Origin of the sequence: Algibacter luteus (assembly GCF_030344935.1) — a bacterium.
GTDB classification, from domain to species: domain Bacteria; phylum Bacteroidota; class Bacteroidia; order Flavobacteriales; family Flavobacteriaceae; genus Arenitalea; species Arenitalea lutea.
The window spans coordinates 1,590,001-1,604,051 of record NZ_CP128313.1 but is presented as its reverse complement, the minus strand read 5'-3'; the positions used below and the strand labels follow the sequence as shown (position 1 = coordinate 1,604,051).

The window sequence follows — 14,051 nt, the reverse complement described above, 5'->3', positions numbered from 1 at the left end:
AATTCCTTTCCGTTAGCATTCCTATTTACTTAAATCCTCCAACACCAATCTTATTTCACCATAACTATATTTATCATCCAATTGATGTTTCAAATCAGAAAGATTTTCAAATTTTTTCTTCGGAATTATAACCTTTAGTTCTTTATAAACTGAGGTTGCCATCAAATCCGTTACTTTTATTTTACCCGAAGGAATAAAACTAGCCAAGTGCCCAAAAATAGTGTTTTCATTAAGTTCTCGCTCACTTGCTATTTCTGCAACCGATTTCCCTGATTGAAATAACTCAAGTGACACCTTTTTTGTATCACCTCGTTTCTTTTTGGGTTTTAATTCTTCAAAAATCTCAACTTCATTCGAGGTTTCAATATCATGTTCATCACAATAAGTCTTTATAACTTTCAAAATATCTGCCCCATATTTCTCAACTCGTGTTTTCCCCATGCCATTAATCTTTAACAAAGCCTTCTTGTCAGTTGGCAACGTTTCACACATTTCATATAAGGCTTTTTGAGTAAAAATCTGATAGTGAATCAAATCATGTTCTTGGGCTATGTCATTCCTTAAAATCCTTAATTTTTCAAATAACTCAACGTTACTTGTGCCATCAATAACTGCTTTTCTAGGTTTTTTAGGCTTATCTTTTCCAATAAACACAGATTTAGCACGTAATTCTAAAGCTCGTAATGCTTCAAAACCAGCATCCAATCCATTAAAATATAATAGCTTAACAGACAATAATTCTTCGAATGCGTCCAAATGTTTCGTAATTTCAGTACCTACAGCTTGATTATCTGTAGTAAAGGCAAAAGTCTTTAAAGGACTCGTAATTTTTGCTTGCGTTTCAAACTTAAAATAACCTATTCCCTTTTTAAAACGATCTTGAATGACTGAATTTTTTTCAGGCAAGCCACTTTCAGTACTTAGTTGCTTTAATTGTGCATTAAAACCATTAGCTACTTTCAAGAAATTAGTAATTGTCTCTTTTATTGGTATAAATACATCTTCTATAGGCCCTACAATTACAGTTCTATTTTTATAATAAATATCCAGGATACGACTCACAGGATATAAAAATTCATAAAAATTAAAAATATCAGCAATTAAATCCAATTGAAATAATTTCTTAGAATCTTCTAAAACTGTTTCATTTGGTGCATTCTGTTCTGCATTTTCATTAAATGTTGTTACATTAACATCACTAATAATATGATGCGGATGAATTTCACTCTTCAAAACCAATCCTTCCAAAGATTTACACCTACTTAAAGCGACATATGTTTGCCCATGAGCAAAAGCACCTTGTGCGTCAATTATTGCCTTTTCAAAAGTTAAACCCTGACTTTTATGTATGGTAATACTCCAAGCTAAACGCAAAGGCATTTGTGTATAACTACCTATTTTTTCTTCGGTAATCGCCTTTGTTTCATTATCTACCGAATAATTTATATTCTCCCAAATTTCGGGCGTGACGTTAATATTAAAATCATCTTCCGGACAATGCACGACAACTTCATCATTATCTAGATGAATTACTTTACCTATTTTGCCATTAAAATAACGCTTATCCGGGCTGCTATCATTTTTCACAAACATAACTTGCGCGCCAACTTTCAATTCTAATTTTTCTTTATTTGGGTAAGCATACTCAGGAAACTTGCCATCAACTTCGGCATTGTAAATAACTGCTTTAGTTTTTAGCTTTTCAAGTTCTATCCTATTAGTGGCTTCTGCTTTATTATTATGCGTTGTTAGCGAAATATAGCCGTCACCAGGTTTAGGGGTAAAATCAGGAACATATCGTTTATTCAATTCAGATGCCGCAGCAACACTCAATCTATTATTTCTAATCTCATTAAGTATTTCAATAAATTTAGGGTTCTCTTGCCTATAAATGTGTTTCAATTCAATAGTTACCGCTTCACATTGCTGAAAAGCAAGACTACTAAAAAAGAATCCGTTGCTATAAACATGTTTCAATAAATCCCACTCCTGCTCCTTAATTACTGGTGCTAATTGTTGTAAATCGCCAATCATTAACACTTGTACACCACCAAAAACCTTGTTCCTATTTCTAAAACGGCGTAACGTTCTGTCAATACCATCCAACAAATCCGCACGAACCATACTAATTTCGTCAATAACCAATAGGTCCATCGACTTGATAATATTTATTTTTGTTTTGCTGAATTTTCTATTAAATCCCTTAGAAGCATTCAAATCCGTATCAGGCAAAATAGGTCCAAAAGGCATCTGAAAAAAAGAATGTATCGTTACTCCTTTAGCGTTAATAGCGGCAACTCCTGTAGGCGCCACAACTACCATACGTTTTAAACTGTTCATTTTTAATCGATGTAGAAACGTAGTTTTACCAGTCCCTGCTTTCCCCGTTAAAAAGATAGATCGGTTTGTATTATTCACAAACGCCCATGCTAATTCCAGTTCCTTATTTTCCGACATTAAAAAGTATAAAATTTAAAATTTGAAGATAATAATTTACTAGGTTTTTTAGGGCGGGTTTTTCCAGAAAAAGCAAAAACCGCGCTATCCGTTACAAGTTTTGGCTCGATGCTCGCCTCGCCAAAAGCTAACCACTACTATCACTCCCGCAAGTCTGTGTTAACTTCCCGCTTACCTTTAATACCGTTTTTATTTACTTGAGTTTAGAGCACAAAAAAACCCTCCATGTTTCCATGAAGGGCTTTCAAAAAAGGCAACGACTCTACGCTCCCCTAATGTAGTACCATCGGCGCTAATGGGCTTAACTTCTCTGTTCGGAATGGTAAGAGGTGAACCCCATCGCTATAGCCACCTTAAGCTTTAGTCCTGCACTTGGATGCAGAATCTTTTTCATTTAGGCTTAATAGCCCATGAAAGACAAATATCTTAACGTATTATAAATATAGAGACATGAATTGTTGAATTATGTTGAACTTATAATAAAAACAGGCGTACAATAAATCTATGGGTTAGATTACACCTTCCCGTATACATTTTGTAATTAACTCAGCACTATTTTTACAACCAGATTTTTTAAAAATATTACGTTTATGCGCTCGTACCGTATGTGGTGAAATATGCAATTGTTCCCCTATCTCATTGAAATCCAAACCTTCTGATATCTTTCTAATTATTTCTACTTCTCTATTTGTAAAAGCTGTTTCTTTTTTAGTTTCATTTAAATTAAAATAAGCCCCTTTTTCCATAGCGTAATAGGAAGGCCCATCATCAAGTGCTATCAAAGACACCTTATGGTCAACCGGAATATTCAAATGCGTTACATCGGTTTGAATTATCAAAGACTGTTGGATTTTGCCGTCGTCTGAAACATTCAGTGCCATGGCCTGATGTAAAATGGTTTTATAGCTGCCATCCCTATGTCTTAATCGTTTTAAATAAACCCCTTTGAATGAAAAAGCACCTTCAATCGTAGCCTCATTATACAGGAAATCCCCAATAATATCTTCCTTTTCATGCAATTTTTGAAGATCTTCAGGATGGTATAAACCAAATAGAGATTGCAGATCAAAAGTTTCTGGTTTAATGCCTAATACATTCTGGACACTATCGCTTACCATTTCAACTTTCAGATCGGCCATATTCATCACAAAATAATAGAATGGCCCAATTGAAAACAACACCGTCATCTTATTAATGAGCTCCTGAAAACCTGTCTTGTCATTCGGTTGTTGCACCTGATTTCCAGATCTCCAAACGGACATCACCTTTAATCCTTTCTTAATTGCCATTGTAACTTTGTAATATTTTAATTGTTAAATTACTAAAAAAATGACTATTAACAAAATACCGCATATGGACTATTTTGATTTTCAAACATAATTTGTAATTTGTAACTAACTATTAACCAACCCGATATATTCATACAAGGGCCTAACGTTTCCCCACTCATTCTACTTCTTAACAGGCTCTGTTTATTTAAAAAAATTCTCTCAAGATGATTAAGCATTTTTTAATGTGTAAAACTTGTATTGTCTAATATTAAATAACCATCATTATGAAAAATCTCTTTACTCTTTGCAAAACAGTGTCCCTAATTTTTATGCTAACCTTCAGTTCTGTGCTCATGGCGCAAACCATACACATCGTAAACAACACCCCTGGTGCGGCGGCAGATTTTACCAATGTGCAGGCCGCAATAGATGCCGCCTCCAATGGCCATATCATTTATATACAGCAATCTCCAACCAGTTATGGCAATATTATCGTTAACAAGGAACTGACTTTGGTGGGACGCTCTCACCACGAAACCAATTCTGCTTATAGAACAACACTTGGAAACATTACTATCGCTGCAGGAGCATCCAATACCACCATCAACGGGATTAACTTTAATCAACTATTGGCAGCATCCTCAAGTGCAACCATTAATAATTTAATTATTAAAGAAAGTTATTTTCAAAATTATGATATCGGTCCTAACTCACTAAACTTCAATAATGTATTAATTCAAGGTAATTTTATTACTAATGGTAATACCAAAAGAATAGGAGTAAACGCTACCAACGTTATTATTAAGAATAATATATTCCTTGATACTACAATTGGATTTAGTAGAGATTTGCAGTTTGATGCCGCAGCATCCGTAATCCTTGAAAATAATATTTTTAGAGCTTATACGGCTACAGGTGGCACGCCAATTGGAATTACAAATTCTTCGGGTACCACATTAACGATCAATGACTGCATATTCATTGGAAGAACTAGCAGTCAAAATACCATCATTTTAAATGGAGGCTCTTTTGAAATCAATAATTGTTTAACCTATAATCCAAGTATTGTTATGAGTTTTGCAGGCAATGGGACTAGAACGATCAATAATACCATAGAAGGTTCGGACCCCATGTTTGTTAATAATGGTGGAATTTATTCAAATGCATTGGGCATCGACCACGCCACAGCAGACTTTACACTAATGCCGGGTTCTCCAGCCATTGGTACTGCTATTGATGGCGGTGATATTGGCGTAGTGTATGGCTATAATTTTAGCATGATGGGCCAACCTAAAAACATTCCATACCTACAAATAGAAAGCCATAGTAGTACAGTTCCAAAGGGCGACCCGCTAACGGTAACTATTAAAGGCAAAACCAACTAAAACCAAAACTTATGAAAACGCGTATTTTACTTTGGTTAATATGCGGTATAAGTTGGTTGGGGTTTAGCCAGTCTGTAACCCAAATTGAATACTTTTTTAATACAGACCTTGGCCTTGGCAGCAACACCGTTATTACCGCAGCAGCAAATTCGGGCGATTTGGAGCAAACGTTCGATATCACCTTTCCAACTAGTCTGGAAGGGTTTAACATACTTTATGTCAGATTAAAAGACGACAACAATGCATGGAGTCTTTACGACCAACGTCCTTTTTACATTGTGCCCGATGACAGTCCCTCCAATATAGAGAGTGCCGAATACTTTATTAATAATGGGCCCGCCACATCTTTAACTGTTGATCCCAATACAGGTGAACTGGCCCAAGCTTATGCCATAAATTTAGACAATAGTTTAGAAGGCTTCAACACCCTATACATTAGGGTAAAGGATAATAATGATAATTGGAGTCTTTACGATCAGCGCGCTTTTTATATTGTACCTGATGAAGGTGGCCCCAACAACATTATGAGTGCCGAATATTTTATTAATTCCGATCCAGGTATTGGTGTAGCAACACCATTAAGCGTAAATGGCAACACTGGTGAACTGGAGCAAATGTATGCCTTGAATTTAGATGCCAGTTTAGAAGGTTTTAATACCCTTTATATTCGTGTAAAAGACAATAATGGCAAATGGAGTTTGTACGACCAACGTACATTTTATATTGAACCCGATCAGACCATTCTTCCTATAACAAGTTTGGAATATTTCTTTGATACCGATCCTGGCTTTGGCGCTGGCACCGTTGCAACGCTCAACCCCACTGGCAATCCAGATGAATATACTGTAGATTTGGAAACAACAGATCTCGACTGTGGCCTGCACGATTTTTATATTCGAATTAAAAATCAAGGCGAGGTTTGGTCTTTATACGATTTAGGCCTAGGAATTGAAGTTACGAGTGCCACAGATGTTGACCCTCCTGTTTTGGAAGATGTGGTAGAGGAATGTGCCGCTACCGTGACCGCACCCACCACATCGTTATTCTGTGCAGACCAAATCACAGGTACCACCACAGATCCTTTAACCTATACGGAACAGGGCACCTTCGAAATCACCTGGACATTTGATGATGGCGAGGGCAATGTTGTGGAATCCATGCAAAACGTAATAATTGATGACATTACGCCACCCGAACTTACAGCAGTGGGCAACTTTGATGAAAACTTAGATGGTAATTGTGAGTTTATAGTTCCCGATTATACATCATTAACAACAGCAACAGATAATTGCACCACACCAACAATTATTCAAACACCTAGCCCAGGCACTGTGCTTACAGGCCAAAACTCACAGCATATTATAACTTTAGAGGCGGATGACGGCAACGATAATACCAATAGTATTTCGTTTACGATTACCTTGTTAGGCAATACTGTTTTTTATGCAGACGAGGATGAAGATGGGTTTGGAGACCCCAACAATACCATTTCAGATTGCGAGATACCAGTAGGTTACGTTACCGATAATACCGATTGCGATGATACTATGGCTACCGTTTTTCCGGGTGCACCAGAACTCTGTGATGGTTTAGACAATGATTGCGATGGTTTAGTGGATGACAATGATCCAGATTTAATAGCCCCAACAACTTGGTATGCTGATACAGACAGCGATGGTTTTGGTGATATAAACAATGCTTTATCTCAATGTACCCAACCTATAGGCTATGTTGCAGATAATACCGATTGCAATGATACGGACAACACCATTTTTCCATTTGCAGAAGAAATTTGCGATAGCAAGGATAATGACTGTGATGGCTTAATTGATGGTGAGGACCCTGATGTGACTGGACTGACTACTTGGTATGCCGATACGGATGGTGATGGCTTCGGAGATTCTGGAAACAGCACATTGGCATGCACCCAACCTCCAGGTTTTGTATTAAACAGTACCGATTGCGATGATACTGACGGCAATCTAAACCCTAATAATCCAAGTTTACAATTTAGTAGCTCTGCAAATTATACCAGTGCTTTGGTGTATCCGCTTTCAGGAGCCACCGATACTGGATTTACTTTTGAGGTAGAGTATACCGATGTTAACAACGGACCACCACCAGCTACTTTTCCAAGATTACTTTTAGATTTTGAGGGCAACGGCAGTTTAACGGACGCTAATGACCTCACGCTAATCATGACGGAAGCAGACCTCAATGACATGGATACCAATGACGGTAAACGTTACACGGTTACCGTTCCTGCACTTCCGGCTGGCACCAATTGGGAAAGCTCTGTTCAGGTTATCAATGGGTCGTGTACCACAACCTTGGGCGCTTTTAATTATCCCGATGTATTTGTACTACCCGATTTACAGATTTTTGCTAATGATATTTCCTTTAGCAATCCAAATCCGGATTTAAGTTCAGAAATAACGGTTTTTGCTACCGTACATAACATTTCAGATTTTGACGCACTAAATTTTGATGTGCATTTAGAAAATCAGGCCGAACCAGGAACAATTTTTACTGATATTAATATACCTATTTTACCTGCCAATAGTAGTACAACGGTGTCTTGGTTGATCACAACCCCGCCTACAGAAGGCTGGAACCCGATGTTGGTGAGTATTGACCATACCAATGTAATAGCAGAAACTATTGAAACCAACAATACGGCCATACGGCCATTTACCAATGGCGACTTTAATGTTCCTGGAAATATAGTTTTAACAGCAAATACTAATCCAAATACAACTTACAATACCTTTGGAAATACTGTTGCTATTTGTGGAAATGCGATATACACCGATACGGCAGTAACCCTAGCTAATCCTGTTGTAGCTGGAGCAACTGTCACCATCAATATTATTGAAACAGGTGCAAGTTATACTACATATACCAATGCTAATGGTAATTATTGCTTTAATGTTCCCGTGTCTCAAGCAATTGGTACATACAATGCAGAGGTATCGATAACTGATTTCACATTAAGCACTACTGAATCCGCTTCGTTCGAAATCATCGAACCGCCTTGCTTACCAGATTTAAAAACCACTGTGTCAGTTTCTGAAAGCAACATATTAATAGGAGAAAGTATTTCAGGAACCATAACCATTAAAAACCAAGGTTGTGCCGCAACAACAATAACAAGCCTGTTGGATATAAGCAACAATGGAGGAAGCCCTACCATTTCAGATGACACCATCCCCGTACTTAATCCTGGTGAAACCTTTACAACAACATTTTCAAATATTACATATACCCAAACAGGCAAGTATTTAATCTGCGCATACGCAGATGCCAATTTGGAAATTGAAGAGGGCTCGGAAGCAAATAATTACGATTGTGCCGAAATCAGAGTTGCTCCAATTCTTCCAGATTTAAAGGCTATTTCAGGGCCAAGTCAAAATACGTGCACCGAAATAGCTCCGTCTTTGATATCATTCTCAATTTCTAATTCAGAGACCGTAGCATCTGGGGCATTCACTGCAATAGTTAATATTTACTTTGATGGCTCTTTAATTCAAACCGTTACAGAGAATATCTCTAATTTGGATGCTGGAGCTATTTATAATTTTGATGAACCATTTTCTTATAATTCCGGTTCATATGCTTTTGAATTGATTGTAGATAGCAATAATGATGTCGCAGAATCAAATGAAAGTAATAACCTCGTTACATTTAATCAAAGCATTACCACGTGCATTCCCAATTTAGCTTTCTATCCAGAAAATTGCGATGATGATAAAATTGATGTTAGTGTAGATCCTGTTTTTCCTGGTACGGCCAGCTATTCGGCTCAAATTTATAATAAGGGTGACGGTACGGCAACCGGGCCATTTGATGTAGATTTTCTGTTTAGCGGTGGCCAAGTACTAACAGCTACTTATAATGGTATCCTTTCGCCAGGAGCCAACACCACAGTAAGTGTTGATGGTCCAACGGTGCAATCGGGTACCGAAACGCTAACTGTAAATATTGATTCCAATAATGATATCACCGAAAGAAATGAACTGGACAATTCTGGTTCTGGAGATTTGTGTTGGGATTTTGCCTTTGATACGGCTTCTTGTATAGAAACAAATTTTTGGGATAACATCCAGCCTATAAATAAACCCATTTACTTTTCAATGGGCTTTGACCTTTTTGGGCTTTACGATGCGAGTGCTGTAGATGTTTTATATGAAGTCAGTGGTCCAGGCCTAACGGGAACAGTTAATGCGGGAACCGTAACCATCAACGATTTGGAGTCCAATTGTAATTGTCCATACCGGGCAGATTTATCTGTCCCCTTTGTATTTCCGCAAGTAGGTGTTTATACAATTACCGCAACTTTAGATCCGTCCAATGGATATATAGAATGTGATGAGACCAATAATGTCATAACGGTGGAGGTCAACGTCACAAATTTACCAGATATGCAAATTCTAGCACAATACATTAATCCTTCAGAGTTAAATCCAGATATTGGAGAAGCTATTAATATCGATATAACCTATGAAAATATCGGAGCATCAAACCCAGGTGATCAAATGGAATTATGTGTTTATGCAGATGGTACACTCATCGAAACAGTTTCGAATGTTGATGGCCTTTTGACAGGTATGAATAATACTATTTCCTTGACTTCTACCTACTCGTCAATTATAGCTGGGGCTCATATCCTTTCAGCGGAAATTGATTGCGCTGATGCTATAAATGAATCTGACGAACTCAACAATGAAGCCACAAGAGCAATTGTTGTGGGAGACGCTGGTAACTTGAAGTTTACATCATTTATAGCTTCCGATTCTTCACCAAACCTTTCTGATAACATCGATATTACAGCAATAATTGAAAATGAAGGAAATGCTGAAGTTGATGCCGACGTATTATTCTACTATACGGATAATACCCTCAATGAGGTTCAAATTGCTGGCCCATTTTCAATATCCCTTGATGCTGGACAGAATACTACCATTCAATTTCCTTGGTCGGTCCTTGATGAAAACACCATCATTATAGGCAGAATCGTCAATTCTAGTCCTTACGAATACAATTATGATGATAATGAAACAATCTTACAACTTGGAAATTTAAACATCAATATAGAATCAACTCCAAGCTGTTATGGTGAAACGAATGGTAGTTTAACAGCCAATGTTACAGGTGGCACACCTCCATATTCTTATATGTGGAATGATGGTTCACTTCAAAATTCAATAACCGGAACTGCCGGCATGTATACTTTAACAGTAACGGACAATACAGGATTTTCTGTAATGTTAGAAGCTGAAATTGTTAACGATGACACTGATAGTGACGGTGATAGCATTCCAGATTGCAAGGATATTTGTCCTGATTTTGATGATAATTTGGATACTGATAGCGATACAATTCCTGATGGTTGCGATAATTGTCCTAATGATTTCAATCAAGATCAAGTAGATGCCGATGGCGATGGTGTAGGCGACACATGTGATATCTGTCCTGATGGTGATGATTTAGCAGATACAGACGATGATGGCATTCCAAACGAATGTGACTCATGCCCGCTTGACTTTTTAAATGATTCCGATGGCGATGGTGTTTGCGATTCAGATGATATTTGTCCGGGCGGGGACGACAACAGCGATTCCGACGGGGACGGCATACCCGACTTTTGCGATTCCTGCGACAATTCCGTGGATACCGATAACGACGGGATCAACGATTGCGATGACCTTGAAGTCAATTCACCTTGTCCAATCGACGTAGATTCTGATGGCATTTCAAAAGATAGTGATGGCGATGGTATTCCAAATTGTTTGGATGCATGTGAGGCCTTTGATGACCTTGCCGATGCCGATGGTGACAGTGTCCCCGATGGCTGTGACGTTTGTACTGGCGATGATGCCTCTGGCGATAACGATGGTGATGGTGTATGTGACGACAGCGACCCCTGCCCATTGGACCCTGCAGACGACTCCGATAACGATGGCGTCTGCGACTCGAACGATATCTGTCCGGGCGGGGACGACAGTATAGATTCCGACGGCGACGGCATACCGGACTTCTGCGATTCCTGCGACAATTCCGTGGATACCGACAACGACGGGGTCAACGATTGCGACGACCTTGAAGTCAATTCACCTTGTCCCTTGGACGTGGATTCGGATGGCGTTTCCAACGATAGCGACGGCGATGGTGTTCAAAATTGTTTGGATGCTTGTGAGGGCTCTGATGATTTGGCCGATGCCGATGGAGATAGCGTTCCTGATGGCTGTGACGTTTGTGTCGGCGATGATGCCTCTGGAGATACCGATGGAGACAGTGTTTGTGACGACATAGATCCTTGTCCGCTTGATGCTTCTAACGATTCAGATGGCGATGGTGTTTGTGACTCCGATGATATTTGTCCTGGCTTTGATGACCTTTCCGATTCTGATGGTGACGCTGTCCCCGATGGCTGCGATTTGTGTGATGGAGATGATACCACGGGAGATTCCGACAATGACGGTGTTTGTGATTCTAATGATAATTGCCCTGATAACCCAAATCCCGACCAGACCGACAGTGATAATAATGGTATAGGAGATATTTGTGACGATACTGAATGTGATGAACTAATCATCACGTCAATTAATTTACCTGCCGATCCTTTTCCTATGGGATCTAATATTAGTGCCGTAGCTAATTACTTAGGTGATGAAATTGTATCTGCTACATGGGATTGGGGTGATGGTTCAACATCAAACGGAACGATTTCCCAATCTACAATTTTTGGTAATCATACCTATCAAAATCCAGGAGTTTATGAAGTCATGTTAACCATAATAGATATTTGTGATGCTGAAACAACAGAATTTTTCAAATATGTTGTGATTTATGATTCTAGTGGTGGATTTGTAACCGGCGGAGGTTGGATAGATTCACCATTAGGTGCTTATGTTCCAGACCCAACACTAACGGGTAAGGCAAATTTTGGCTTTGTTTCCAAATATAAAAAAGGAAAAAGTATTCCTGATGGGCATACAGAATTTCAATTCCATGCAGGTAATCTCAATTTTAAAAGTTCAGTTTATGAATGGTTAATTGTTGCAGGAACAAAAGCTATGTTTAAAGGTTCTGGAACCATTAATAACGAAGGGTATTATAAATTCATTCTTTCGGCTAAGGATGAATCCAAGAAGGGAGGAGACGATACCTTCAGAATTAAAATTTGGGATGCCATTACAGAAATTGTGGTGTACGACAACCAATTAGGTGACGATGATAACGCAGATGCCACATTAGCCATTTCTGGTGGCTCAATTATGGTTCATCAAAAAGGAAAAGCCAAAGCCAAAGAAAGTGTTTCTAAGAATGATGAATCATCTGGCTCCACGTTTACAGTTGATTATTGGCCTAGCCCAAGTGAGACGAATTTCAACCTAAGATTGATATCACAAAAGGAACTTGGTAATACAGACATTTTTGTTTTCGACGTTAATAATAGGCTGGTGCATAATAACCAATTTAATGGAAATAAAGTTTATTCCTTCGGGACAAATCTTGAAAGTGGGGTTTACATGGTTAGGATAGTGCATATTAATGGCATTAAAACATTTAAACTTGTGAAGTATTAAATTAGACATCAAAATGCAAAGAATTCCAACTCTTTAATAGAGTTGGAATTTTCTATTTTTGATGAATTTACTCAGAATTAAATCAATATAATGGCTGGTAATATCAAAATGGATAATTAGTTATTCTGGTAACAATAAGTTTAGCAGCTCTCAGGATCCTACCAATCAATTCACTTTTTTCTAAAATCAAAAATCTCTAAACCTAAAGCTCCGCACAAAGGATGCCGTTACTATCGCTCCCGCAAGTCTGTTTTAACTTCCCGCTTGCCATTAATACCGTTTTGGTATGTTTTGAGTTTAGATCAAAAAAAATCCCGATTCTAGAATAAGAATTGGGATCCATAAAAGGCAACTATTCTAAGCTCCCCTAATGTAGTACCATCGGCACCGATGGTTTGCTTTTCAATACTATTTCGATTTAAAGCACAAAAAAACCCTCCATGTTTCCATGAAGGGCTTTCAAAAAAGGCAACGACCTACTCTCCCACAAATGTAGTACCATCGGCGCTAATGGGCTTAACTTCTCTGTTCGGAATGGTAAGAGGTGAGCCCCATCGCTATAACCACCTTAAGTTATAGCTGCTGACTGTCGGCTTTCGCTTCTAGTCTTCAGCGTTCCGATTAAAATCGGAACAAATATCTTAACATATTGAAAATAAGAACATGATTGTAATAATTCTATTGAACTTTATAAAAAAACAGGCGTACAATAAGCCTATGGGTTATTAGTACTACTCGGCTATGACATTACTGCCTTTACACCTATAGCCTATCAACGTGGTCATCTCCCACGACCCTTTAAAGAAATCTCATCTTGTGGTGGGTTTCGCGCTTATATGCTTTCAGCGCTTATCCCTTCCAAACGTAGCTACTCTGCAATGCTCCTGGCGGAACAACAGATACACCAGAGGTTTGTCCAACTCGGTCCTCTCGTACTAGAGTCAGATCCACTCAAATTTCTAACGCCCACTGTAGATAGAGACCGAACTGTCTCACGACGTTCTGAACCCAGCTCGCGTGCCACTTTAATGGGCGAACAGCCCAACCCTTGGGACCTTCTCCAGCCCCAGGATGTGACGAGCCGACATCGAGGTGCCAAACCCCCCCGTCGATATGAGCTCTTGGGGGAGATCAGCCTGTTATCCCCGGCGTACCTTTTATCCTTTGAGCGATGGCCCTTCCATGCGGAACCACCGGATCACTATGCTCTACTTTCGTACCTGATCGACTTGTAGGTCTCTCAGTCAAGCTCCCTTATGCCATTGCACTCTACGCACGGTTACCAAGCGTGCTGAGGGAACCTTTAGAAGCCTCCGTTACTCTTTTGGAGGCGACCACCCCAGTCAAAC

General features: G+C 38.8%; 4 protein-coding genes and 3 rRNA genes (1 of these 7 running past the window's edge). 2 read left to right on the top strand and 5 right to left on the bottom strand.

Going from position 1 to position 14,051, the window contains the following annotated elements:
* Window positions 1–21 precede the first annotated feature (21 nt).
* The 3 genes from O5O44_RS06820 to O5O44_RS06810 form a co-directional block, all read right to left on the bottom strand.
* A complete protein-coding gene (locus O5O44_RS06820; RefSeq protein ID WP_289196270.1) occupies window positions 22–2,457 on the bottom strand; it encodes a helix-turn-helix domain-containing protein in 2,436 nt (811 codons plus the stop codon).
* Window positions 2,458–2,705: 248 nt separating this feature from the next.
* Window positions 2,706–2,813 (bottom strand): 5S ribosomal RNA (rrf, locus tag O5O44_RS06815).
* Window positions 2,814–2,966: 153 nt separating this feature from the next.
* Entirely contained in the window at window positions 2,967–3,719 is a 753-nt protein-coding gene (locus O5O44_RS06810; protein ID WP_289196269.1) for a LuxR C-terminal-related transcriptional regulator, read from the bottom strand.
* Window positions 3,720–4,057: 338 nt separating this feature from the next.
* On the opposite strand from O5O44_RS06810, the gene O5O44_RS06805 reads away from it, so the two are divergent.
* The gene (locus tag O5O44_RS06805; RefSeq protein ID WP_289196268.1) at window positions 4,058–5,113 is read left to right on the top strand and encodes a right-handed parallel beta-helix repeat-containing protein; all 1,056 of its coding nucleotides are present in this window, start codon (window positions 4,058–4,060) and stop codon (window positions 5,111–5,113) included.
* 11 nt (window positions 5,114–5,124) lie between these two features.
* Complete coding sequence (locus O5O44_RS06800) at window positions 5,125–12,702, top strand: CARDB domain-containing protein (RefSeq protein ID WP_289196267.1); 7,578 nt, start codon at window positions 5,125–5,127, stop codon at window positions 12,700–12,702.
* A gap of 463 nt (window positions 12,703–13,165) precedes the next feature.
* On the opposite strand, the gene rrf (O5O44_RS06795) is transcribed toward O5O44_RS06800, so the two are convergent.
* Together rrf (O5O44_RS06795) and O5O44_RS06790 are read right to left on the bottom strand one after the other, a co-directional pair.
* A 5S ribosomal RNA gene (gene rrf, locus O5O44_RS06795) occupies window positions 13,166–13,273 on the bottom strand.
* A 134-nt stretch (window positions 13,274–13,407) separates the two neighbouring features.
* Window positions 13,408–14,051: ribosomal RNA gene (locus O5O44_RS06790) — 23S ribosomal RNA — on the bottom strand (it continues 2,179 nt past the right edge of the window).